General features: G+C 40.9%; 26 protein-coding genes. All 26 read right to left on the bottom strand.

From position 1 onward, the window contains the following. Positions 1 to 73: 73 nt before the first annotated feature. On the bottom strand, positions 74 to 1591 hold the full coding sequence (gene nuoN, locus KHA94_RS07800; protein WP_213101584.1) for an NADH-quinone oxidoreductase subunit NuoN: 1518 nt from the start codon (positions 1589 to 1591) through the stop codon (positions 74 to 76). Between the two features lie 6 nt (positions 1592 to 1597). Next, the gene (locus KHA94_RS07795; protein ID WP_213101583.1) at positions 1598 to 3109 is read right to left on the bottom strand and encodes a complex I subunit 4 family protein; all 1512 of its coding nucleotides are present in this window, start codon (positions 3107 to 3109) and stop codon (positions 1598 to 1600) included. After that, complete coding sequence (gene nuoL / locus KHA94_RS07790) at positions 3106 to 4968, bottom strand: NADH-quinone oxidoreductase subunit L (protein ID WP_213101582.1); 1863 nt, start codon at positions 4966 to 4968, stop codon at positions 3106 to 3108. Before nuoL ends, KHA94_RS07795 begins: the two co-directional genes overlap by 4 nt. An 84-nt stretch (positions 4969 to 5052) precedes the next feature. Then, positions 5053 to 5367 (bottom strand): NADH-quinone oxidoreductase subunit NuoK, encoded by a 315-nt coding sequence (gene nuoK, locus KHA94_RS07785; RefSeq protein ID WP_213101581.1) that lies wholly within the window; start codon positions 5365 to 5367, stop codon positions 5053 to 5055. Then, positions 5364 to 5885 carry an NADH-quinone oxidoreductase subunit J gene (locus tag KHA94_RS07780; RefSeq protein ID WP_213101580.1) on the bottom strand — a complete coding sequence of 174 codons (522 nt, stop codon included), beginning with the start codon at positions 5883 to 5885 and terminating at the stop codon, positions 5364 to 5366. Before KHA94_RS07780 ends, nuoK begins: the two co-directional genes overlap by 4 nt. After that, the gene (gene nuoI / locus KHA94_RS07775) at positions 5882 to 6301 is read right to left on the bottom strand and encodes an NADH-quinone oxidoreductase subunit NuoI (RefSeq protein ID WP_213101579.1); all 420 of its coding nucleotides are present in this window, start codon (positions 6299 to 6301) and stop codon (positions 5882 to 5884) included. The genes KHA94_RS07780 and nuoI overlap by 4 nt, the downstream gene beginning before the upstream one ends. A 40-nt stretch (positions 6302 to 6341) precedes the next feature. Beyond that, positions 6342 to 7349: an NADH-quinone oxidoreductase subunit NuoH gene (nuoH, locus tag KHA94_RS07770; RefSeq protein WP_213101578.1), complete on the bottom strand. Its 1008-nt coding sequence runs from the start codon at positions 7347 to 7349 to the stop codon at positions 6342 to 6344. Next, positions 7349 to 8449, bottom strand: a complete 1101-nt coding sequence (locus KHA94_RS07765) for an NADH-quinone oxidoreductase subunit D (RefSeq protein WP_213101577.1) — start codon at positions 8447 to 8449, stop codon at positions 7349 to 7351. The genes nuoH and KHA94_RS07765 overlap by 1 nt, the downstream gene beginning before the upstream one ends. Before the next feature lie 3 nt (positions 8450 to 8452). Further along, positions 8453 to 9727, bottom strand: a complete 1275-nt coding sequence (locus KHA94_RS07760) for an NADH-quinone oxidoreductase subunit C (protein ID WP_213101576.1) — start codon at positions 9725 to 9727, stop codon at positions 8453 to 8455. A gap of 3 nt (positions 9728 to 9730) precedes the next feature. Further along, positions 9731 to 10243, bottom strand: a complete 513-nt coding sequence (locus KHA94_RS07755) for a NuoB/complex I 20 kDa subunit family protein (protein ID WP_057772860.1) — start codon at positions 10241 to 10243, stop codon at positions 9731 to 9733. Next, a complete protein-coding gene (locus KHA94_RS07750) occupies positions 10234 to 10608 on the bottom strand; it encodes an NADH-quinone oxidoreductase subunit A (RefSeq protein ID WP_275950871.1) in 375 nt (124 codons plus the stop codon). Before KHA94_RS07750 ends, KHA94_RS07755 begins: the two co-directional genes overlap by 10 nt. A gap of 720 nt (positions 10609 to 11328) precedes the next feature. Then, complete coding sequence (locus KHA94_RS07745; protein ID WP_213101575.1) at positions 11329 to 12036, bottom strand: DNA alkylation repair protein; 708 nt, start codon at positions 12034 to 12036, stop codon at positions 11329 to 11331. A 567-nt stretch (positions 12037 to 12603) separates the two neighbouring features. Beyond that, positions 12604 to 13011, bottom strand: coding sequence for a F0F1 ATP synthase subunit epsilon (locus KHA94_RS07740; RefSeq protein ID WP_213101574.1), 408 nt, complete (start codon positions 13009 to 13011; stop codon positions 12604 to 12606). 22 nt (positions 13012 to 13033) lie between these two features. Next, on the bottom strand, positions 13034 to 14455 hold the full coding sequence (gene atpD, locus KHA94_RS07735; RefSeq protein WP_213101573.1) for a F0F1 ATP synthase subunit beta: 1422 nt from the start codon (positions 14453 to 14455) through the stop codon (positions 13034 to 13036). A 68-nt stretch (positions 14456 to 14523) separates the two neighbouring features. Further along, positions 14524 to 15381, bottom strand: coding sequence for a F0F1 ATP synthase subunit gamma (locus tag KHA94_RS07730; RefSeq protein WP_213101572.1), 858 nt, complete (start codon positions 15379 to 15381; stop codon positions 14524 to 14526). A 194-nt stretch (positions 15382 to 15575) separates the two neighbouring features. Then, positions 15576 to 17087 (bottom strand): F0F1 ATP synthase subunit alpha, encoded by a 1512-nt coding sequence (gene atpA, locus KHA94_RS07725; protein ID WP_213101571.1) that lies wholly within the window; start codon positions 17085 to 17087, stop codon positions 15576 to 15578. A gap of 24 nt (positions 17088 to 17111) precedes the next feature. Continuing rightward, a complete protein-coding gene (locus KHA94_RS07720) occupies positions 17112 to 17648 on the bottom strand; it encodes a F0F1 ATP synthase subunit delta (RefSeq protein WP_213101570.1) in 537 nt (178 codons plus the stop codon). Continuing rightward, positions 17645 to 18157, bottom strand: a complete 513-nt coding sequence (locus tag KHA94_RS07715) for a F0F1 ATP synthase subunit B (protein WP_213101569.1) — start codon at positions 18155 to 18157, stop codon at positions 17645 to 17647. Before KHA94_RS07715 ends, KHA94_RS07720 begins: the two co-directional genes overlap by 4 nt. A gap of 138 nt (positions 18158 to 18295) precedes the next feature. Then, positions 18296 to 18508, bottom strand: a complete 213-nt coding sequence (gene atpE, locus KHA94_RS07710; protein WP_057773197.1) for a F0F1 ATP synthase subunit C — start codon at positions 18506 to 18508, stop codon at positions 18296 to 18298. 77 nt (positions 18509 to 18585) lie between these two features. Next, positions 18586 to 19299 (bottom strand): F0F1 ATP synthase subunit A, encoded by a 714-nt coding sequence (gene atpB, locus KHA94_RS07705; protein ID WP_213102243.1) that lies wholly within the window; start codon positions 19297 to 19299, stop codon positions 18586 to 18588. Between the two features lie 20 nt (positions 19300 to 19319). Then, positions 19320 to 19691, bottom strand: a complete 372-nt coding sequence (locus KHA94_RS07700) for an ATP synthase subunit I (protein ID WP_213101568.1) — start codon at positions 19689 to 19691, stop codon at positions 19320 to 19322. Positions 19692 to 19697: 6 nt separating this feature from the next. Continuing rightward, entirely contained in the window at positions 19698 to 19838 is a 141-nt protein-coding gene (locus KHA94_RS07695; protein WP_338030759.1) for an AtpZ/AtpI family protein, read from the bottom strand. Positions 19839 to 20229: 391 nt separating this feature from the next. Beyond that, positions 20230 to 22464 (bottom strand): S8 family serine peptidase, encoded by a 2235-nt coding sequence (locus tag KHA94_RS07690; protein ID WP_213101567.1) that lies wholly within the window; start codon positions 22462 to 22464, stop codon positions 20230 to 20232. A 317-nt stretch (positions 22465 to 22781) separates the two neighbouring features. Further along, the gene (upp, locus tag KHA94_RS07685) at positions 22782 to 23411 is read right to left on the bottom strand and encodes a uracil phosphoribosyltransferase (protein ID WP_213101566.1); all 630 of its coding nucleotides are present in this window, start codon (positions 23409 to 23411) and stop codon (positions 22782 to 22784) included. Positions 23412 to 23764: 353 nt separating this feature from the next. After that, positions 23765 to 25006 (bottom strand): serine hydroxymethyltransferase, encoded by a 1242-nt coding sequence (locus KHA94_RS07680; RefSeq protein ID WP_213101565.1) that lies wholly within the window; start codon positions 25004 to 25006, stop codon positions 23765 to 23767. A gap of 162 nt (positions 25007 to 25168) precedes the next feature. After that, positions 25169 to 25744 (bottom strand): TIGR01440 family protein, encoded by a 576-nt coding sequence (locus KHA94_RS07675; RefSeq protein ID WP_420828151.1) that lies wholly within the window; start codon positions 25742 to 25744, stop codon positions 25169 to 25171. Positions 25745 to 25792 lie beyond the last annotated feature (48 nt).

The raw sequence follows: 25792 nt of genomic DNA, 5'->3' as shown, positions 1-25792 counted from the left end.
TTACCTCCATCGAAAAGCCTGTTAAATATTTATCCTTACCCCTATTAAATCCTCTACCCCTGTAAAACTCCTCTTACTGGAAGAAGTCACTAAATGAATTAAAGTTTTCGTGTAAGAAATCAAATGCAATGCTTGGCGCTACCCCAAAGAGGATGGTTGCAAATGCACAGACACCAATGACAATACCAAGGCCAATCGGCAATTTAATTTTCTCTTGCTCAGCTGCTGGTCTAAAGAACATTTGGACCATAACGCCGAAATAGTAGAAATAAGAGACGACTGTTGTTGCGATCATGATCGATACTAATACATAATGGGCTGGCTCTACAGCTAATGCGCCCATAAAGATATTTAGTTTTCCGATAAAGCCCGCTGTTCCTGGAATTCCTGCCAAGCTTAGGATAAATATCGCCATCGCGATCGCAAGAATAGGTGCTCTTCGATATAAACCAGCAAACTGTGAAATATCCTCAGAGCCTGTTTTTTGCGTGATCAGCTGAATGATCGCAAATGCGCCAAGGTTCATAAACAAGTATGCCCCTAGATAAAACCAAAGCGTATCAAACATAAATACGGACATGGATGCCAATACAACGAGAAGGTACCCAGCTTGGGCGATACTTGAATAGGCAAATAATCGTTTAATGTTTTTCTGCCTTAATGCAATAACATTCCCAATAATCATCGTTGCCGCTGCTAGGAAAGCAATGTAATCCTGAACCTTTATTAAAAGCGGCATTGAATTTGGTATATAGGAAGATGGTGTGTTGAAGAAAACGACCATCATAATACGAACAATGATGATAAATCCTGCTGTTTTTGAAACAACACTTAAAAAAGCAGTAACAGGTGTTGGTGCCCCTTGATACACATCAGGTGCCCACATATGAAATGGTGCCGTTGCCAGCTTAAATGACAAACCAACAAGAATCATAAATAAAGCAAGGCCCATCAGATATATATGCTGAATATCCGTAAGTGCTAGTAAACTACGAGCCATATCGAGTAGATTCGTCGTTCCTGTAATCCCATAAACATAACTCATCCCAAATAAGGTAATCGCTGTCGAAATCCCGCCATTAATGACGTATTTCATGGATGCTTCATTGGATTGAAGGTTTTTCTTCCGTATCCCAGCGAGAATATAAGACGAAATGGAAAGAAGCTCAAGGCCAACGAACAGTGTAATTAAATCGCCGCTTGAAGACATCATCATCGCGCCAAGTAAAGCAGCTAGAAAAAGATAGTAGAATTCTCCTCTATACTCCGTTATCCCTTCTTTCGGCTCATAGCTTATCGCAAGAAGCATGACAAATGCAGCTCCAATTAGCAATAACAGCTTGAATGCCTTCGCAAATGAATCCAATCTAAAAGTATCATACAGAATTGATTCTGGGCCATGTCCAAGCAAGCTAATTAACGAAGCGATGGCTGCCAATATACCAGTAAGACCGATCCAGCCAAGAACCTTTCTGTTCACAGACTTCGGCATAAATAAATCTAACAAAGTAAGTAATGTTGCTACACCAAGGATGATGAACTCAGGTGTCATGATGCTCCATTTATACGATAATAATGTTTCCAGATCCATCCTTCATCACCCTCCAATCTTAAAGATAATAGTTTCAATTGTCGAAGTCAGCGGGTCGCTTAAGACACTTGGGTACACACCAATCAAAACAATGATTCCTAATAAAACTAATGCCGGAACCCATTCCTTATTGCGAATATCCGTTACACCGGCAAACTCCCGATGTGCTTTTCCATAAGTAATACCTAAAACGGCTCGGAGCAGGTAAACGGCTGTTAAAATAATTCCCAGTGCCCCAACTGCAGCCAAAATCGGCAATTCCTTAAATAAACCAAGGAAGGCCATAAATTCACTAACAAACCCTGACATTCCTGGCATCCCTAATGAAGCCATTGCCCCTGCAAGCAAAAAGCCAGCTGTGATCGGCATCCCCTTTGCCAAGCCTCCAAGATTCTTAATATTGGATGTTTCCAGACGCTCATAAAATACACCAACCAGGAAGAATAGAAGAGCTGCGATCAAACCATGTGAAACCACTTGGAAAATAGCTCCTTGTATTCCCGCCTCATTCATAGCGCCTAGCCCAATTAAGACGATTCCCATATGGGAAATGGACGAGTAAGCAAGAACCATTTTGAAATCTTTTTGAATCAATGCAAGGAATGCTCCGTAAAGCAAATTCACGACCCCTAGGACGGCAATGAGGACAGCTATGTCCTGGAATTGCTCAGGGAAAATTCCCATACCGAAGCGGATAATTCCGTAAGCACCAATTTTTAATAATATCCCTGCGTGAAGCATAACGACTGATGGCGGCGCCTGTACGTGAACTCGTACCATCCAGCTATGCAATGGGAAAATTGGAAGCTTTACTCCAAAAGCAATTAGCATCGCAATGAGCAAGCCCATTTTCGTACCTGAAGAAAAAACTAAATTTTGACTATCAGCTGCTAAAATGGAAGCAAGTGCGTTAATATTAGATGTCCCTGTGCGGGCAAATAGCACCATGATCACAATCAGAAGCACAGCTGATCCTAAACCGTTATAAATTAAGAAGCTAAATGCAGCCTTTTCCTTTTCAAAATATCCCCACTTTCCAATAAGGAAGAATGTCGGAATAAGCGTAATTTCAAAAAAGATGAAGAATAAGATTAAGTTTTCTGCAGCAAATACCCCAAGCATTCCTACTTCAAGAAGAAGGAATAGCATGAAATAACCCTTCCATTCTTTTTTAATATACATGGAAGCTACTGCTGCTAGAGTTGATAGGATCGCCGTTAATACAATCATGATAAGGGATAAACCGTCTACCCCTAGCTCATAATTAATAGAAAACAAGTTTCCTAGTGTGTCTGGATCAGCGAATTGAACCCAGCGTACATTTTCACTTAATTCTTCCAAAGATACCCCTGCCCGATACTGAAAGAAGGCTACCAATGACAAAAGCAGAGCAGGAAGAGTCGCTAGGAATCCAACTGTTTTGATGACAGATTCCTTCGTATTCGGTATAAAGGATAATACTAAAACACCAAGCAGAGGGGAGAAAACTAAAAAGGTTAGAAAGTAATCAAAGTTCATTTCAAATACCCCCCTGTTACTGCAAATACAACAATTAAAATGGCTAAGCCGACAAAAGCAACCGTTCCATATCTTTGTACTTGACCATCATGGAACTTCGAACCTAATCTGCCTAAGCCAGATACAGCTGCCGATACCCCTTTTACAAGCCCTTCAACTAGGAAGGTCTCGATGTAGTGGAGGAATAGACTAAAGAATTTCATCACCTTTACTACTGTCAGCTCGTAAAATTCATCTATATAGTATTTGTTATATAAAATATTGTACATCGTTTTTGCGCCAAGCCAGTCACGTGATAAAGAACGCTTGCAATAAATCAGCCAAGCAAGGAAGATTCCCAGCAGCGAAACTACAGTTGCCACAATCATAATCCATGATGGACCTTCAATATGACCGTGTCCAAGAGCGGCATTGCCTTCTGTTAACCAGTCCCCAAGATATGTTCCGAACCATGGTGTATTCACGTAGCCAGCTACAACAGCGAGAATACCGAGAATGACCATTGGAATCGTCATCACGCCAGGCGATTCCTTTACATGGCTCATATCCGAGCGGGATTCTCCTGAGAAAACCATAAAGAATAGACGGAACATATAGAATGCCGTAAAGAATGCTGCGATAACAGCGAGCCAGAATAACACCGTATTCCCATGTGCCCACGCTGCAATTAAGATTTCATCCTTACTAAAAAATCCAGAAAATAAAGGTACACCGCTAATCGCCAATGTTCCAATTAAGAACAATGGACCTGTCACACGAAGCTTCTTCCATAATCCGCCCATTTTTTCAATATCCTGTGTATGAACAGCATGGATGACACTTCCTGCAGCAAGGAATAGCAATGCCTTAAAGAAAGCGTGTGTCATTAAATGGAACACACCAGCTACATAACCAGCAGATCCAAGCGCGAGCATCATATAACCAAGCTGGCTGACTGTTGAGTAAGCTAATACTCTTTTAATATCGGTTTGGACTAGACCAATGCTTGCTGCGAAAATAGCTGTAATGGCACCTATGGTCGCAACTGTCATCAACGCGGTTTCACTAGCTGTGAATAGCGGGAACAATGCAGCCACTAAGTAAACCCCAGCTGCAACCATTGTTGCCGCGTGGATTAAAGCTGAAACAGGAGTCGGTCCTTCCATTGCATCCGGTAACCATGTATGAAGTGGAAATTGACCTGATTTCCCAACAGCTCCGACAAATATTAAAATAGCTGTTAATGTAATCATTGTTGTTGAAATCGATCCAGCGGCTACCGCTGCAAAGATTTCATCATATTCAAAGCTGCCAACCTGCCAGAATAAGAGAATCATTCCGATTAAAAGGCCCACATCCCCAATACGCGTCATGATAAACGCCTTTTTAGCAGCCTTTTTCGCTTCTTCCTTATAAAAGTAGAAACCAATCAATAGGAATGAGCCTAAACCGACAAGCTCCCAGAATATATATGTTTGCAATAGATTAGGTGATAGAACAAGCCCTAGCATTGCAAAGGTAAATAAACCTAAATAAGCATAGTAAACATGGAACCTGTCATCCCCGTGCATATATCCTTTTGAATATGTGTGTACAAGGAAGCTGACGAGTGAAACAATTACAAGCATTAATGCATTTAACTGATTTACTTCAAAACCCGCTGTTAACTGAATATCCCCGATCGTCAGCCAAACAGCCTCTGCCTTATGCGTTGGCGAAGAAAACCTTTCGAACAACACCAACAAGGAGTAGACAAATGATGCAAGCGAAAGCAGAATTCCTATGTAAGCACTCGCACCTTTAAGCCGTTTGCCGAAAAAGATAAGGAATAAAAATGATAAAAGCGGGAAAAGCGGTATGATCCATGCATTCTCCATCAATATCACTATCCCCTTTTTGAACACGCTGCCTTATTTTTTTTCTGTTGAATCAGCGTGTTTGATTGAGGCCAAGTTAGAGAACCTCTAGTTTTTCATTGAATTCATTTCATCAATATTAACCGTTTTTCGATTACGGTAAAGAGCGATTAAGATCGCTAATCCGACCGAAGCCTCTGCTGCAGCGACTGTCATGGCAAAAAGGGCGAAGATTTGACCTGTAATCGCAGGCACAGCACCGTATTTGCTGAAAGCTACTAAGTTAATATTCACTGCATTTAACATGAGCTCGATGGAAATTAAGACAATGACTGTATTTCGTTTTGTCAAAGCGCCGTATAAACCAATACAGAATAAAATTAATGCCAGAGCCAGATAGGCTGAAATGGGAACTGAACTCATTCCTTCTCCGCTCCCTTCTCATCGTCCTTCTTCGCTAAAATAATAGCTCCGATAAGAGCAGCCAATAACAAGACTGAGGTTAATTCAAACGGAATGATATACTTCGAAAAGAGGGCCATTCCAATTTGCTCAGTGTTATTTTCATGTAATGTATTTGGCACTTGCCCAAAATCGAGGTTATAAATTCCGATATAAACTGAAAATGCAAATCCGAGAACACCTAAAAACAGAAGCACCTTGCGTAAGCCACCTGCTTTCGTCTCACTCGTATCATCGTGGCGGGTAAGCATAATCCCAAATAACATGATAATCGTAATGGCACCGGAATAAAGTAAGATTTGGGCAACTGCAAGGAATTCAGCTGATAGTAAAACAAAGATTCCCGCTATGCTAATAAATGTAAAAACAAGCGCCACTATCACATGCACGACTTTGGTAAGGTTCAATAAAAGCACTCCGCCCATTACCGAAACGACCGCGAGTGACAAAAACGCTAGAAATTCACCTGATAACGTCATGCTTTATTCACCTTCCGTATATTCTCATCATTTTCGTCAAGCCATTCCAGATTTTTAAATAATTCATCACGACTGTATTCGGCCAATTCGAAGTTATTTGTCATAATAATCGCTTCTGTTGGGCAAACCTCTGTGCATAAATCGCATAAAATACATATTTCAAAGTTAATATCATACGTATCAATAATTTTGCCTTTTTTATTCGGGTCTGGGTGCTTTTTACCTGTTAACTGAATGCATTCCGTCGGGCAGATATTCGCACACTGATTACATACAATACATTTTTCAGGATAAAATTTTTGAATCCCTCGAAACCGATCTGGTACTGGAAGCGGTTCGTTCGGGTAATCATAAGTAACCTTTTTGCGTGTTAAGTTTTTTAGGGTATATGATAAACCTTTCGCTAATCCAAGCATGTTTTTTCACCCCTTATTTTCAAATGGTCAAATTGCTTATTTAAAATAATTTCACTAATTCCATTATTAAAGCGGTTAAGAAGATATTTGCCAATGCAATTGGTAAAAGCACCTTCCAACCAAATTCCATTAATTGGTCTGCACGAACACGTGGGAATGTTGAACGGAACCAAAGTAAGATAAATACAACAGCCGTAAATTTAAGGGCAAACCAAACAGCTCCTGGAATAAAGCCTAAAAATGGAAGCGGGAGCCAGCCGCCTAAGAATAATACGGTAATCAAAGCTGCCATTGCAAAGAAGTAAACATACTCTGCAAGCATAAAGAATGCCCAGCGGAAACCAGAGTATTCAATATGGAAACCGGCAATAAGCTCTGATTCTGCTTCCGGCAAGTCGAACGGTACACGATTTAATTCCGCAACTGCTGCAATGAAAAAGACAATGAAACCGATTGGCTGCCATACGATGAACCAGCCATTTTTTTGCGCCTCGACAATGTCATTTAAATTTAAGCTACCAGACAAAAGAACAACGCCAACAACAGACATAATGAGCGGAATTTCGTAGGAAATCATTTGTGCAGCTGCACGCATTCCCCCAAGAAGGGCGTATTTATTATTCGAAGCCCAAGCGCCTGTAACAATTCCAACCGTCGTAATGCCTGACACAGCAATATAATAAAGCAGTCCTACACCGATGTCAGCAAACTGAAACTTATCGGTAAAAGGGATCGTAGCTAAAACCATAAATGCAGGAGCAAACGCAATAACCGGTGCTATTATAAATAAAGGACGATCAGCTAGCTTCGGAATGACATCTTCTTTTAATAGGAGTTTTAGGACGTCTGCAACTGTTTGCAATAATCCCCACCGACCACCGACTTGGTTTGGACCGTGGCGCATTTGCATATAACCCATGACTTTTCGCTCTGCTAAAATCGCATATGTTACGAAGCCTAACACAACTAAAAGCAATACGACGGCCAGTAAGAAGAAAATACCGAAATTAAGCCATCCGGCACTAGAGTGTAATAGATCTTCTACCATTAACCGTCCACCTCCCCGAGGACAATATCAATTCCTCCTAGAATTGCAATCATGTTTGCCATGTTTTCTCCTTTAAGTAATTTTGGGAGAATTTGAAGATTATAAAATGATGGTCTTCTAAACTTTAATCGATATGGTTCCTTTTTACCGTCACTTGCAATATAGCAGCCAATTTCTCCACGTGGAGATTCTATTCTAACGAAGGCCTCGCCTTTTGGTGCTTTAATAATCTTTGGCACCTTCGCCAAAATTTCTCCTTCTGCAGGAAATTGTTCTACAGCTTGTTCTAGAATTTTCAATGATTCCTCAATTTCTTCCAAGCGAACATGATAGCGTGCCCAAGCGTCTCCTTCTTCTCTGGTCACGACGTTAAAATCAAAACGATCATAAATAGAGTATGGCTCATCTTTGCGAAGATCCCATTTCACCCCTGTACAGCGAAGTGTTGGCCCGCTTAATGAATAGTTGATGGCATCTTCTTTTGAATAAACACCCACACCTTTAACACGGTTCATGAAAATTTCATTACCCGTTACGAGCTGGTGGTAGCCTACAAGCTGTTCACGCATATATGGTATGAATTCTTTTACCTTTTCAACCCAGCCCTCTGGTGCATCCCATTTTACTCCGCCTACACGCATATAGTTAAATGTCAAACGAGCACCTGAAAGTTCATTCAGCATATTAATAATCATTTCCCGCTCTCGGAATGCAAAAATGAACGGGCTTGTTGCACCTAGGTCTAATAAGAATGTTCCCCACGAAACTAAGTGGCTGGCAACCCGTCCAAGCTCCATTGCCATGACACGTAAGTATTCGGCACGTTCAGGGATCTCGATGCCCATCATCGTTTCAACCGCATGACAGATGACATAGTTATTCGTCATTGCAGACAGATAATCCATCCGGTCTGTGTAAGGAATAATTTGAGTATACTGTAAATTTTCAGCTAATTTTTCCGTTCCCCGATGCAAATAACCGATGACTGGTTTCGCCTCTGTAATAATTTCCCCATCAATTTTGACGACGAGACGGAATACACCGTGCGTACTTGGATGCTGAGGTCCCACATTCAAGAGCATTTCTTCGGTACGTATCATTGGTTACACCTCCACATCATACGGTTCATAGTCTTTTCTCAACGGATGGCCAACCCATTCTTCCCCAAGCATAATCCGGTGGAGGTTCGGGTGTCCCGTAAAGCGAATACCTAACAAATCATATGCCTCACATTCAGGCCAATCCGCTCCTGCCCATAATGGCTGCAATGATTCAATAGTTGGTTCATTACGATCAATCTTTACTTTTAATGCAACAGACTGACGATTTCTGTATGAGTAAAGATGAACATACACTTCCATATGTGTTTCGAAGTCTGTCCCATGGATCTCGGATAAATAATCAAATCCTAACTGTTCATTATATTTTAGAAATTCTGCCACTTTAAAATATGACTCTCTCTTAGCCACCAGTGTTGGAACATCCTTTGAAAGACTATTGATATAGTAATCTTCTAAAACATCTTGTCCGAGATTCTCTTCAATGACTTTCACATATTTATCAAGATAAGGCTGGTTTGGTGATGGTTTACTCTCTTCCGCCGGCTCTGCTTCGACCTTCCCGCCAGCTGCTTTTGCTTTTGCGGCTGCTGCTGCGGCGGCTTTTGCCTTTGCAGCGGCTATCGCTTTTGCTTTCTCGTCATCACCCGCTCCGCCTCCAGCTTTTGCGGAAGCTACGGCTTTTGCCTTTGCAGCGGCTGCAGCCTTTGCTTTTGCTGCAGCAATCGCTTTTGCCTTTTCGTCATCTCCAGCTGCGTCAGATTGCTTTGCTAGAGCAGCTGCTTTCGCTTTCGCTGCTGCAGCTGCCTTTGCCTTTGCGGCTGCTGCGGCTTTTTGTTTTGCTATATCAAGGTCTGCGGCTGCTGTTTCCTCTTTTGACTCGACCTGTTCTTTTTCCTTCATTTTGGCCAGTGCGGCTGCCTTTGCCTTTGCAGCTGCTGCGGCTTTTTGTTTCGCTATATCAAGGTCTGCGGCTGCTGTTTCCTCTTTTGACTCGACCTGTTCTTTTTCCTTCATTTTGGCCAGTACGGCTGCCTTTGCCTTTGCAGCTGCTGCGGCTTTTTGTTTCGCTATATCAAGGTCTGCGGCTACTGTTTCCTCTTTTGACTCGACCTGTTCTTTTTCCTTCATTTTGGCCAGTGCGGCTGCCTTTGCCTTTGCAGCTGCTGCGGCTTTTTGTTTCGCTATATCAAGGTCTGCGGCTGCTGTTTCCTCTTTTGACTCGACCTGTTCTTTTTCCTTCATTTTGGCCAGTGCGGCTGCCTTTGCCTTTGCAGCAGCCTCTTTTTTTAACTGCTCAAGATCCTTCTCCCCGCTCATAGGTTAGATCACCTTCTTCCCAGTTTTAGCCTCGTAGCGGATTTTTTCCTTTAATTTATTAATCCCATATATTAATGCCGCCGGATTCGGAGGACATCCTGGTATGTAAACATCAACTGGTACAATCTGATCAACGCCTTTTACAACTGCATAGGATTTCACATATGGACCACCTGCTGTCGCACATGATCCCATCGCAATGACCCATTTCGGTTCTGGCATTTGATCATACAGTCTGCGAACGATTGGTGCCATTTTCTTCGTCACTGTACCTGAAACAATCATGACATCTGATTGACGAGGAGATGTTCGGAAAAACGACCCAAAACGATCTAAATCATAGTGAGCACCGCCGACACCCATCATTTCGATGGCACAACAAGCAAGCCCGAAGGTCATTGGCCATAATGAGTTACTCCGTGCCCAAGCTTTTATTTGTTCTAATGTTGCCATAAATACATTACGCTGCAGTTCTTCCATTTCTTCAGGTGAAATATTTTCCAGTTTTAAGTCCATTTTAGCACCTTCTTCTTCCATGCATAAATAAGTCCTATTACTAGCATGAATACAAAAATCAACATTTCTATTAATGCAAAGATTCCGAGTTTTTCGTACGCAACGGCCCACGGATATAAAAACACCGTCTCTACATCAAAAATAACGAACATTAGTGCAAAAATATAATAGCGGACATTAAACTGTACCCTCGAATCATGAAATGGCACAATCCCGCTCTCATAAGTGGTGTACTTCGACTCATACGGTTTATAGGGCCGCAAAAGCTTCCCAAAAAACAGGGCCACCACAGGTAACAAAATCCCTAGACATAGGAACACAAAAACAATCAAATAGTTATTTTGATATAAATTTAGCATCTCCATGTCCATCCCCTCCAATTTAATTGAATTTTCCCTACCTTTACATCTGTAACCGTACCCATTATAGCATTGTTACCATTTTGTGTCGATAAACCCTAGACAATTATGGAAATTCTCTCTTCCACAGAACAAACCTAATGCAGCGTTTTAAAAATGTGCTTTTAAAAACGAAATAGGCTTGTTTTGTGGGGCTGCATCGAAGCTGAAGCAAGAGATCCAAGAAGCACATCGGAAGTGAGAATTCCCTAAGCTTCCCCCCATTATCAACACAAATCCTTCCCAGTAAAATAGTGACAAACCCGTGAATACATCCCCACTTTATTTAAAATGAAATCGCTTTCCTTGTCAGTGAGATATATCAACAAAATTATTTTTCTTATTACTACTCTTATTAAAAAAATACAAAAAAATAACCAAGTTGTTTAATTCCTGTAATGTCTGATTTTCGGTATTGGCTGATAAAGTATATTGATTCGCTGATAAACTAGCAAAATTGGCTGACAAATGATAAAGTTTGGCTGATAAACGGCAGGAATTGGCCGACAAATTAGACACACTCATCATCTTACAAGCTTTGTGAGATTTAAAAAACCGATTTTGAGTCAATTTACAGAGCTAACTCAAAATTTTCCACCAAAAACCTTCATGAACGTCTGCTCTATGGCCGGAAATTTTAACTTTCACACAAAAAAAGCCCTGCTTTATTAGCAAGGCCGACCATCATTAACATATACAAGTTTTTCTTTTTACTCCCACCCGCTCTTTGTCTTCTATCTTTTTAATATATTCGGTAGCTAGAGGAACTTTACATGCTGTATTTCCTACATTTACATGTACCTTTCCAATCTGATCCGCAACTTTTTTAGCATCAGGGGATAGTGCTTGAACATAGGTGCCTACTGATATTACAAAACCATTCATCACGTATCGCACTCGGTTTCTTTCTTCGTGGATGGTTTGCTCTATTTGTTCAAGCAATGATTGGATTTCGGCTAGGTCTAATTCTTCATCAGAAGTGATAGATATATAATTTGCATATGTATTCCACCCACATAAGGCAATTATTTCTTCCTCTGACTTCATCCACTCTCTCGCTAATTCAAGAGCATATTCACTTTCTGCTGCTACCCCAGCAACCGTATATTCGGCAACAGCATGCCAATTGGCTTTTTCTGCCCAATCTTGTAAATCTTCTTTTGTCATTAATTTAGGATTTATCGAAAGTCCCGCCAAATACATCGCATCATAAATCCCAGAATTATATAGCTTTAATGCTAACTCTTGATCCTTTTTTACATATTTGACAAGCTTCTTCAAATCCCCAACCTTCACTCCAAACAAAGGCTCTTTGGCACCGTGTCGTATAAATGTCTTTTTCGTTTGCTCCGTCCCCAGTTCCTCTAAACTCTTCATTATTTCATCATATGTCATCCGGATTTCCCCTCCAATATTATAAAATTCATTCTCTTATTCATTTCAATTTTTGTTAAGAAATAAACGTAACTAGCAAATATTCTTTTATTATGACTAAAATCCTTTCAGAGTTCTATCATGGTGACTAGTTTTTTTCATTTTCATATGACCAGGGGCATTTGACGCTCCCTATGTGAACGGATTCCCTCTCTTTCCTCAGATACGGGATCATTCGGCTCTTCTATGTGACCAATTTCTCTCTCTTTCCTCAAATACGGGATCATTCCGCTCTTCTATGTGACCGATTTCTCTCTCTTCCCTCAAATACGGGATTATTCAACTCTTCTATGTGACCGATTTCTCTCTCTTTCCTCAAATACGGGATCATTCCGCTCTTCTATGTGACCGATTTCTCTCTCTTCCCTCAAATACGGGATTATTCAACTCTTCTATGTGACCGATTTCTCTCTCTTTCCTCAAATACGGGATCATTCGGCTCTTCATCTTTATCGTATACTGTACATTAATTTCATTAAAACTAAAAAAACACCTCCCAGCAATCGCTGAGAAGTGTTTGATCACTTATTAAAAATGCTTTTCTGAAACCTCGATACGATTTAGTGCACGCTGAAGGGCAAGTTCTGCTCGTTTGAAATCGATGTTATCACGCTTTTGTTCACCTAAGCGCTGTTCCGCACGTTCTTTGGCACGGATCGCACGCTCGACATCAATGTCATCTGCTTTTTCAGCTGATTGTGCTAAAATCGTTACTTTGTCCGGGCGAACTTCTAATAAGCCGCCGCTTACTGCTACTAAATCTGTTTTTCCGCCGTTTTTCAAACGGACGGCTCCAATTTGTAACGGTGCAACCATTGGAATGTGACCATGTAAAATACCGAGCTCACCGCTTTGAGCTTTCGTGCTTACCATTTCCACATCTGATTCATACACCGGGCCATCGGGAGTAACAACACTGACTTTAATCGTCTTCATTTTTTACCCTCCTGGTCCGAAATTAGACCTCTACGCCCATATTCTTTGCACTCTCGATAACCTCTTCGATTCTACCAACGAGACGGAATGCATCTTCTGGAAGGTGGTCATATTTTCCTTCAAGAATTTCTTTGAAACCTTTAACAGTTTCTTTTACAGGTACGTATGAACCTGGCTGACCAGTGAACTGTTCAGCAACGTGGAAGTTTTGTGACAAGAAGAATTGAATACGACGAGCACGTTGTACAACAAGCTTGTCATCATCAGAAAGTTCATCCATACCTAGGATCGCGATAATATCTTGTAATTCTTTATAGCGTTGTAATGTTTGCTGTACATGACGAGCAACCTCGTAATGCTCTTCACCAACAATATCAGGTGACAATGCACGTGAAGTTGATGCAAGCGGATCCACAGCAGGATAGATACCCATCTCAGAAAGCTTACGCTCAAGGTTTGTTGTTGCATCTAAGTGAGCGAAAGTCGTTGCTGGAGCAGGATCCGTATAGTCATCGGCTGGAACGTAAATCGCTTGGATAGAAGTAACAGAACCTACGTTTGTAGATGTAATACGCTCTTGTAATTTACCCATTTCAGTAGCGAGAGTTGGCTGGTAACCAACGGCAGAAGGCATACGTCCTAATAACGCAGAAACCTCAGACCCTGCTTGCGTGAAACGGAAGATGTTATCCATGAAGAAAAGAACGTCTTGTCCTTGCTCATCACGGAAGTACTCAGACATTGTCAAACCAGTTAGAGCAACACGCATACGTGCTCCTGGCGGCTCATTCATCTGACCGAATACCATTGCCGTTTTCTTGATAACGCCAGAATCAGTCATCTCATGATAAAGGTCATTACCCTCACGTGTACGCTCACCTACACCAGCGAATACGGAAATACCGCCGTGCTCTTGAGCGATGTTATTGATTAATTCCTGGATTAATACGGTTTTACCTACACCGGCACCACCGAATAGACCGATTTTTCCACCTTTAATATATGGAGCAAGAAGGTCTACTACTTTAATTCCAGTTTCAAGAATTTCTACCTCAGTTGAAAGCTGCTCAAATTTTGGCGCTTCTCTGTGAATGGAGTCACGACGAGTACCTGCTGGAATAGCATCATCTAAGTCGATTGTTTCTCCAAGTACGTTGAATACACGGCCAAGAGTTACATCACCAACTGGTACAGAGATTGGAGCACCACTGTCAATTACTTCACTTCCGCGCGTTAAGCCGTCAGTAGAAGACATTGCAATAGTACGAACTGTATCATCACCTAAATGAAGGGCAACTTCAAGGGTTAAGTTGATGTCAACATCAGATTCATTACGCGCTTTATTTACGATTGTCAATGCATTATAGATCTCAGGAAGCTGACCGCTTTCGAACTTTACGTCAACAACTGGACCCATAACTTGAAGAACGCGTCCTTTGTTCATCTTTTTCCCTCCTAACGTTCATTTAAAGGAAGGGGATGGTGTTTCTCCTAAGCCCCTCCATATCCTTACTATTCTAAAGCGGCTGCACCGCCGACAATTTCTGTGATTTCTTGTGTAATTGCTGCTTGACGAGCACGGTTATAGCTAAGGCTAAGTGAGTTGATAAGCTCCATAGCGTTATCGGTTGCACTCTTCATAGCTGTCATAACTGCAGCATGCTCGCTTGCCTTACTGTCTAAAAGCGCTCCGTAAATTAAGCTTTCAGCGTATTGAGGCAGCAATACTTCCAAGATTTCTTCAGCAGACGGTTCAAACTCGTATGATGTAAGCTTTGTAGAAGATGAGATATCCGTAAGCGGAAGAAGCTTCTTCACTGTTACATCCTGTTGAATCGCGCTGACATAATGGCTGTAATACACATATAGTTCATCAAATGTTTCATCTGCAAACATACCAACCGCTTTGCTGGCAAGATCTTTGATCTCCGCAAATTCCGGCTGATCTGGTACCGAAACGATATCAAGAATAACATTCATATTGCGTTTCTTGAAAAAGTCGCGCCCCTTACGTCCGATTGCAATAATTGCATACTCATCAGAAGATTTATGGCGACTTTGGATCGTTTGAAAAACGCTTCTTAAGATATTGCTATTATAAGCTCCACAAAGACCACGGTCAGAAGTGATAACGAGATAGCCGGTCTTTTTAACTGGACGGCTCGTTAGCATTGGATGGGATGCATCCTTACTTCCTAGCGCAATAGAAGCAGTAACCTCCTGAATTTTTTCCATGTAGGGAACAAATGACTTAGCATTTATTTCTGCACGGCTCATTTTCGCAGCAGATACCATTTGCATTGCTTTTGTAATTTGGCTCGTTTTCTTCGTAGAAGTAATACGAGATTTTATATCGCGTAATGATGCCACAGGTTCTCACCACCCTTTTTCAAAGAATGTCAGCACGCAGCACCTATTAGGAACTGCTTGCTTTCCTATTGTCAGACCAAAAAATAAGAAAATTCTAAATATCAGAAGTCAGAGACTAGATTAGAAGGAATCAGGTTGCAAGCTGATTTCTTCTAATATTTTTACTTGACCTATTTTTTCAATAAAGTATTTTCTTATTTTTCGGATACTGCGAATGTTTTCTTAAAGTCGTTAATTGCAGCACCCATATCCTCGTCAGCTGGAAGCACTTTCGTTGTAGCGATATGGTCTAACAACTCTTTGCGGTTGTGGTCTAACCATGAAAGGAACTCAGATTCGAAACGACGAATATCCTGCACAGGAATATCATCTAAGAAGCCGCGAGTAAGTGCATATAGAATGGCAACTTGCTTCTCTACTTTTAACGGCTTATTAAGATCTTGTTTAAGTACCTCTACTGTACGAGCACCACGATTTAATTTCGCTTGTGTTGCTTTATCTAGATCAGAACCGAATTGGGCAAATGATTCTAGCTCACGGTAAGAAGCAAGGTCAAGACGTAAAGTACCTGCAACACTTTTCATCGCTTTAATTTGTGCGGATCCACCTACACGTGATACTGAAAGACCTGCGTTGATCGCCGGACGAACACCGGAGAAGAATAGATCTGACTGCAAGAAGATTTGTCCATCAGTAATGGAAATAACGTTTGTCGGGATATAAGCAGAAACGTCACCTGCTTGTGTTTCAATAAATGGCAATGCAGTAATGGAACCTGCGCCTTTAGCATCACTTAGCTTAGCAGCACGCTCTAAAAGACGGCTGTGCAAGTAGAATACATCCCCTGGATAAGCTTCACGACCTGGAGGACGACGTAATAATAATGAAAGCTCACGGTAAGCAGCCGCTTGTTTTGTTAAGTCATCATATACAACAAGAACGTGCTTGCCATTGTACATGAACTCTTCACCCATTGTTACCCCAGCATACGCAGCTAAGAATAATAATGGAGCTGGCTGTGATGCAGAAGCAGTTACAACGATTGTGTAATCTAATGCACCATGCTTACGAAGCATTTCAACTGCGTTACGAACAGTTGATTCTTTCTGTCCGATAGCAACGTAGATACAAACCATATCTTGATCCTTTTGGTTCAAGATAGTATCGATTGCAACAGATGTTTTACCTGTTTGACGGTCACCAATGATTAACTCACGTTGTCCGCGTCCGATTGGCACTAATGCGTCAATCGCTTTAATTCCCGTTTGAAGCGGCTCATGTACAGATTTACGATCCATAACACCTGGTGCTACTGCTTCAATTGGTCGTGTTTTTGTTGTATTAATTGGACCCATACCATCAACAGGCTGTCCAAGTGGATTTACCACGCGTCCGATTAACTCTTCCCCAACCGGAACCTCCATGATGCGGCCTGTACGGCGAACTTCATCGCCTTCACGAATTTCTGTAAATGGTCCTAAAATAATGATACCGACGTTATTTTCTTCAAGGTTTTGTGCCATACCCATAACGCCGTTTGAAAATTCAATAAGTTCTCCAGCCATGACATTGTCGAGGCCATGAGCACGAGCGATACCGTCACCTACTGAGATAACCGTACCTACATCACTCACTTGAATTTCCGACTGATAGTTTTCGATTTGCTTTTTTATCAGCGCACTGATTTCTTCAGCTTTGATGCTCATGAGTTTCACCCCTATCTACGAATCTTAGCCTAACAATTGACGTTCAAGACGATCTAGCTTACCGCGCAAGCTGCCGTCGAAAATTCGGTTTCCGATTCGAAGCTTGATGCCGCCCAGTAAATTAGAATCAACAATATTGTCAACACGAAGTGATTTTTTTCCAACTTTAGCTGCAAATGATGCAGATAATGCTTCACTCTCCGCCTCTGTTAGCGGGCGGATGGAATAAACTTTTGCCTCTGCAATGCCTCTTTCGTCATTCGCAAGGCTTATAAAATAATCAGCCACATCAGAAATATGATCCTCACGGTGACGATCAATTAATATCATTAATGTATTTAACACGTAAGTGCTAACAGATTCAAATGCACCCGTTAAAATCTCTTTTTTCTTCGCGATCGAAAGCTTCGGAGATTTCAATACTGCTTTTAAATCAGAGTTTTGGTTTACTACATCCTTAACTACACGGAGCTCTTCTTCCATTTGGTTCAGAAGCTGGTGTTCCTGTGCAAGCTGGAAAAGAGCCAACGCATAGCGCTTTGCTACTGTAGAGCCTGTCATCGGCCTTCTCCTGCCTCTTGAATATATTCGTTAATCAGCTTTTCTTGATCCTCTGTACTTAATTCCTTCTCAATAACCTTCGATGCAATTAAGACAGATAGAGAAGCTACCTGCTCGCGAATGGCCGCAACAGCTTTTTCCTTTTGCTGTTCGATTTCAAGCTTAGCAGATTCCTTTAAGCGTTCTGACTCAGCACGTGCTGCTACAATGATTTCCTCACGCTGCACATCGCCTTGCTTCTTCGCACCTTCAATTAATCCTTGCGCCTCTGTACGGGCTTCTTTTAAAAGGCTTCTTTGCTCTTCTAAAACCTTTTTCGCTTCTTCACGACTTTGCTCAGCCGCTTCAATTTCACCTGCAATATGGTCTTCACGCTGTTTCATAACACCCATCAGAGGACCCCAAGCGAATTTTTTAAGAAGAAGTAATAATATGATAAAAGCGATTAGCTGGTATATCATATCCCCACTGTTAAAAGCGGAACCTAAAACAAAACTGTTCAATAACACCCTCGATTCACTCCCTTCAAGAGTCGTTCACTTAAGAAAAATCATCTATTCTTTAAAACATTTCATTGTAATACATAAAGGAATGGCGAAGGTTCTCATGGAATGATCTTCGCCATTTTCAAATTGTGTATCAAGGAATTACTGTCCAACTACCATGAACGCGATAACGACAGCGATGATTGGTAATACCTCAACTAAACCTACACCAATAAACATTGTTGTTTGAAGCATACCGCGTGCTTCTGGCTGACGAGCCATACCTTCAACTGTTTTAGAAATAATAAGACCGTTACCAATACCAGCACCTAGTGCTGCTAAACCAACTGCGATTGCTGCTGCTAATACACCCAAACTCATTCTTATTTCCTCCTTGAATTGTATAATAAATTTTTAATTTGTGTCTTGTTCAGTAAATGAACAGTTATATATTAATGGTCTCGGCTCACTTTGTGTGCCATATAAACCATAGATAACATACAGAAGATAAACGCTTGGATTGAACCGATAAAGATTGAAAATCCTTGCCATGCAATTGTTGGAAGAATAGCCGAAATTTTGCCAATCCATCCACTGCCAGCAAGATCTACAACTAATAATGAAAGCAAAATCTCCCCAGCATAAATATTTCCGTAAAGACGCAAGCCTAATGTGAGGGCATTTGCAAATTCCTCAATAATTTTAATAGGGGACATTATCCAGAACGGCTTCAAGAATTCTCGCCCGTAAGCTCTCGCTCCTTTGGCCTTAATACCATAAAAATGCGTTAACGCCACAACCATGACTGATAATGTCAAGGTTATTGCTGGATCTGCTGTTGGCGATTTCCACCACAATTCCCCATTGTAAGAAATTGAGAAAGGAAGACCAAGCATGTTGGAAACGAAGATATACATGATTAATGTGATACCAAGAATATGGAATCTTCCTCCATCTTTCCAATCCATAGCACTATTAATAATATTTTTGACAAAGTCCATTACCCATTCGAAAAAGTTTTGCATACCCGTTGGCTTCATAGCAAGACGACGAGTAGAAAGAACAGCTATGATAAACACAATGGCACTAGCAATTGTAATCATCATAATATTCCCTAAGTTAAAGGTTAAGCCCATAAACTCTTTTATAGGAGCTCCATGATGCATATTTTTCACCTCTCTTCCTGCTATTTACGTAAAAATGTCTGAAGAAAAAAATCTATCATAATGACGATATAGGATGTCATTAATCCGATTACTACACTGATAAGATGAAAATGTTCTGGAAATTTCATAGCAATCATAACAGCTAACACTGCCGTTGCCATTCTTGAAGCCGTTCCAAGAGAACGAACCTTCTCTCCCTTTTCTACTGCTGCTCCAAATTGCTCTGTCTTCCTCGTCATTAACCACAAATTATAGAGGCTCATTACTGTACCCAGTATTAACCCTAGAAAGATAGATTGGTAAGACGTAAACCCCCAGCCGAGAACATAAAAAGACAACAGCAAAAATATGTACTTGCGTAGGCGAACATACATGGTTTTTAAATCTGACATCTTTAGTTATTCTCCTGTGAAGTAATGTTGAATCAAGCGAAGCATAGCAAATATTCCCGCTGCCAATCCGAGCAGCAAGCCGATTATTAAAAACAGCGGCTCGGTACCCGCATACCTATCTAGCCATCTTCCTGAGAAAATGCCGATTAGGACAGATCCTACTAATTGTTAAAGTATTGCTGACATTAAGCCCATAGATGGAATAGGTTGCGGTTTTTTTGACGCATCATAACGCATCTCTCTAAAAAATTAAGAGAATGGTAAGTGAGTTTTGAGGTTCTGCTTTCCAATATTAGAACATGCAGATTCGGGAATAATAACTGCAAAAAGATTATGAAAACCCTATCATCTTATACCCTTTGTAAGCATACAATAGGGGCATGTCAATGTCAATGTGTTTGTAGTGAAAAAAGTCACTAACAAAAAGGCTAAAATTTGGCATGTTCACAGTTTGATCACAAATTCATTTAACTAAGCTATTGAAAATGGAATGAGTTTTTGCTTCATCCCATTTTCAATAGCTGATTAATCTTTTTATCTAGTCATGCTGTTCAGCAATTTGCCCATTTGACTGGACAAACAGAAACGATTCAATTGCGTCTTCCTTTCCTGCCTTTTTTGCGAATACCTTTATGACATACAATCCCGGCCTTGGAAGCTGTTCACTTTTAATCTCTTGCTTTAGCTCTCCTTTTCCAATATTTCTTTTCCAGTCTAGGAAGCCAATAAATCGAAGACTATCATAGTCAAACATAGCGATTCCGAATTCCTCTGCACCACCTGGTAAATATACCTCGTACCGATAGGTTTGCTTTTGATCACCTTTCCCAATTCCAAATCCCATTACTCGTGGATAATCTGGTTCTTCAAGAACATATAGATAAGGAAGCATTATTTTCTCTGAGCCTGCATTCAGAATATGTGTGCCATCATAAACTTTTTTGTCTAATAGATGGGTGTCTACGGATAATTTGATTTCAACTCTTTTCTTCTCCCCCGGTTTTAAATAAAGGGGGAGAGGCAGTCTCCAGCTTAAACCTTTCTCAGCACGCGGAATGGAGAACGAGTAGTTCTGCCCTTTTAACCCGATATTTTCGATTGTAACAAATCCACTATGCTCATGAAGCCGGTCAGAAAGCTGAAACTTACCAAATTGTAGAGAAGCTGGCATCACAAGGGTGTTTGTCTTTAAAGCTTTCTCTATTTGTATCCTCCCAGCGCCCTGCTCAAAGGTTCGATAAAGCTCTCCTTTTTTGTTTAAAAGCGGCTTTGCAGTGTTCATAAGAGCAGCTTTAATTTTTTCGGGGCTCCATTCAGGATGAGCTTGCTTAATGAGAGCACATGCACCTGCAACATGTGGTGCGGCCATGCTTGTTCCCTGCAAAGGTAAATACCCTCCTGGAACAGTACTATTAATCGCGACTCCAGGAGCTAGGACATCAGGTTTGATCTCCCATGTAGAGGTGACAGGACCGCGGGAGCTAAAATCTGCAAGAACATCCTTTTCTTCTATTATATATGTCCTTGCAAACAGCCTCTTATTGGTCATTTCCTTTTTTATCTTCTCCCCACTTGCTTTAGACACGGCCGTAACAGGAATCGAAACGCCCTTCTCTAAATTACCGAAAAATGTCCCTTTCGTATTATTGTAGATAATTACAGCGATTGCTCCCGCCTCGTAAGCATTTATCGCTTTTTCGGTAAACGTAAGTTCGCCTCTTTCAAGCAACACAATTTTTCCATTAGCGTCCTTCAATTCCTCTTTACTTCCTAAACCAGCAAACATGATTTCATATGATTTATTGAAATGCCATTCGACTGATCCTTGAAGCGGCTCAAGCCTAAACTTCTTCCCAGCTGCTTCTAAATAGGCTATGTTCAGTGCAGGAGTGGAAGCACCTACCGAAATCGCTTTAGAGGCCGTGCCTGGTGACCCAACTGTCCAGTTATTTGGCCCAGAATTCCCTGAAGAGGTTACGGCGGTAATTCCCTTTTCTACTGCTTTATTTAAAGCCATACTTATCGGAAGATCCGGTCCGTTCACATTATTTCCAAGAGATAGATTCAAAATATCTACTTGATCCTTTACTGCCTGATCAATCGCTGCAATCACTTGCTCCGTTGTTCCGTTTCCTCCTGGACCGAGCGCCCGGTAAGAAATTATGGTTGCTTCAGGAGCTACCCCTTGGATTTTGCCGTTCGCCGCTATAATTCCAGCAACATGTGTTCCATGAAGCGTGCTCTCTCCCTCTCTCTCGGTTGTCTCCATCGGGTCATTGTCCCCGTCCACTAAATCTTGCCCTCCCCCGTAATTGGTTCTTAAATCTGGATGTGTGTAGTCAACCCCCGTATCGATCACACCCACCTTTATTCCTTTACCCGTTAATCTCTGGTTTTTTGCATCAAATAAGCCTCTAACTTCTTCTCCTCCGATCATTTTGATGCTTTCTTCCGCGTGAACTTGATATGAATGAACAGGAGAATCCGATGCTCCCGCAAGATTCGAAAGCTTGTCAATGTCAGACTGTTTGCCTTTAACTGAAAAGCCATTAATCGCGTATTTGTAAATATGCCTTAATTCTAGATTGGGAGTGGAACGAATTAGTTGCCTAATTTCTTGTTCACTTTTTTCTTTATTTAATATAATAATCGATACTTTTTCGATATCTGTGGATTCTTTTGGAACGGAAGGGTGATGAAGGGTTCGTGCATGCACAGATGGCTGGGGTAACAATAGTAAGAAGAGGGTTGAGATTGTGATAAGTTTTTTCATAAAAATCACCCTTTTTGGCTTAGGGTGTCTTAATAGGGAATATATATGCATAAGAAACAATTATGAGTATCCACTCTCAACCTTGTATGCAAAATGTCGTCGGTTTCATTTTCGCTGCTCTGGTGATCTCTTCGTACATCAAGGCTTGCTCAACGAATCCGACGACAATTTTATTTGTACACAGGAAAAGCTAAACATTAGAAAAAAACTGGCCCTTTAAAAATAGGACCAGTTTGCTAGTTCTTTAGATGATTTCTATATACTGAATTTATCGCAGATTAACGGGCAGTAAGACCCCCACTTATGGAAGTATCACTTTATTTTGTACCAAATAAACGGTCTCCTGCGTCACCTAGACCAGGTACAATATAGCCATGATCATTTAACTTTTCGTCTAAAGCTGCAATAAAGATATCTACATCTGGATGAGCTTCCTTTAACACCTCGACTCCTTCTGGAGCAGCAACTAAGCACATAAATTTAATATGTTTGGCACCGCGCTTTTTCAAAGAATTAATCGCTTCCACCGCAGATCCGCCTGTTGCGAGCATCGGATCAACAACGATAAAGTCTCTTTCTTCTACATCACTAGGGAGTTTTACATAATACTCAACAGGCTTTAGTGTTTTCGGATCACGGTATAAACCGATATGGCCTACCTTTGCCGCAGGGATCAGTTTCAAAATTCCATCAACCATTCCGATTCCAGCTCGTAAAATTGGAATAATCCCCATCTTTTTGCCAGATAGAACTTTAGATTTCATTGGACTAACTGGTGTTTCGATTTCTACCTCTTCCAATGACATATCCCTTGTAATTTCAAATGCCATTAAAGTTGATACTTCATCGACCAATTCACGAAAATCCTTCGTTCCTGTAGCCTTATCACGAATGTATGTAAGCTTATGCTGAATTAATGGATGATCAAATACGAATACCTTTGCCATGAAAAATCTCCCCTTTTCAATTTTATTCATTTTTCAATATTAATAAGTAAAGAAATACTTCCTTCGACAATTTTCTCGACTTGCACTTCGTCTAATTTTACAGAAAAAATTTTCACAGGGCAACTTTCATTTTTTAATTGTAAAAGAATCGTCAAAGAAGGCTTGTTAAAAGGGGCTAAAGAAGAGAATTTATTGCTTAAATATTGCTTAGCTTCCGGATATCCGCTAGTTTTGCTACAATATCCGCCACAATTTCAATATATCCGCTAGTTTCATTATTATTTCCGCCACTTTGCTCATTATTTCCGCAACCTTCATAAAAAAGGATCTGACCTAAGTCAGACCCTTTTGGATTAATATTCAGGATATAATGTAAAGTTGCTAGTTAGTGATTCTACGCGATTTCTTGCTTCCTCAAGCTTGCCTTCGTCTTCGTAATTTTTTAGTGTGAAAGCAATGATGGATGCAATTTCTTCCATTTCCTTTTCACCGAAGTCACGGGAAGTGACTGCAGCTGTACCGATACGAACGCCGCTAGTAACGAATGGGCTTTCTGGATCGTATGGAATTGTATTTTTATTCACAGTAATGCCTACTTCGTCAAGAACCTTTTCAGCAATTTTACCTGTTAAACCAAGGGAGCGCAGGTCAACAAGTAAAAGATGATTATCTGTACCGCCTGAAACAAGATCAAGTCCTTCCTTTAGCAAGCCTTCTGCTAGATGCTTTGCATTTGAAATGACATTGCTTGCATAGGTCTTGAAGTCCTCTTGAAGAGTTTCACCAAGTGCAACGGCTTTTGCTGCAATAACATGCATTAACGGACCGCCTTGAATTCCAGGGAAAATAGATTTATCAATTTTCTTCGCAAATTCTTCTTTACAAAGAATCATACCACCGCGTGGACCACGCAGGGTTTTATGTGTTGTAGTCGTAACGAAGTCTGCATAAGGGACTGGGCTTTGATGTAATCCAGCTGCAACTAGTCCAGCAATATGAGCCATGTCTACCATTAAATAAGCTCCAACTTCATCAGCGATTTCACGGAAGCGTTTAAAATCAATCGCACGTGGATAAGCACTTGCACCTGCTACGATTAACTTCGGTTTATGCTCGCGTGCTTTTTCAAGGACGACATCATAATCGATCATATGAGTCTTTTCATCAACGCCATATTCAACGAAGTTATATTGAACTCCACTAAAATTAACTGGGCTTCCATGTGTTAAGTGGCCGCCATGAGAAAGATTCATACCAAGAACCGTATCCCCATGCTCCAAAATGGTGTAATACACAGCCATATTTGCCTGTGCACCAGAATGCGGCTGAACATTAACATGCTCTGCACCAAAAATTTCTTTTGCCCGATCACGAGCTAAATTCTCCACTACGTCTACATGCTCACAGCCACCGTAATAACGTCTAGCTGGGTAACCCTCTGCATATTTATTCGTAAGAACAGAACCTTGTGCTTCCATTACTGCTTCACTGACAAAGTTCTCAGAAGCTATTAATTCTATCTTTGTTCTTTGGCGCCCTAATTCATCTTGAATTGAGTTGAAAACTAGCTCATCTTGTTTCGCTAAATGCTTCATCCTAAAAGCCTCCCTTTTTCCTCGAACTATATCAAATAGATATGTAACGGTTCTATTTTGAAAATTCCATTATATCTTATCATGTTTTACTAGGGAAAAGAAGAGATTGAATTAGCTTTAATGATTTAAAAGAGAAAAGCCTTTGCATTACACAAAGGCTTCCTAGCTGCAGGTTTTATTTTCCATTTTTCTTTCATAAACAGCTCTAGCTCCGCCAATTAGCTTAGGTCTTGTCATTGCCAATGTGACATGAGCCTCACCTAACGATTTCTGTGTAACTCTAATCGGAACTGCCACATGCTTTAAATGCATGCCTATAAAAGTATCGCCAATGTCAATCCCTGCATCTGCTTTAATATGCTCAACGACAATGGGATCTGCCATATGTTCAAAAGCATAAGTTGCCATTGCACCGCCTGCGGTACGAACAGGAAGAACACTGACTTCATCTAAATGCTTCTCCAGGGCTGTTTTTCTTTCAACAACCAATGCTCGATTTAAATGTTCACAGCATTGGAAAGCAAGTTCGACACCTGTCTTCTCACTTAGTATCCTTAATTGGGAAAAAATCAACTCAGCCACCTGCTCTGTACCAGCTGTGCCGATTTTCTTCCCAGCTACTTCACTAGTGCTGCAGCCAATGACAAGAATATGCCTATCATTTAGAGGAACCTGTTCACTAAATTCACCAATAATGTTGGATAATTGCATTTCCCATGTTTCGATTGACTCTTTCAAAAAAGCTCACCCTTTCCGGAAGCTTCCTCTTTTATCGGATGAAAGTTT

It is taken from the genome of Cytobacillus citreus, from assembly GCF_018343665.1.
GTDB classification, from domain to species: Bacteria; Bacillota; Bacilli; order Bacillales; family Cytobacillaceae; genus Cytobacillus; species Cytobacillus citreus.
This window is presented reverse-complemented; position numbering and strand designations above follow the sequence as displayed.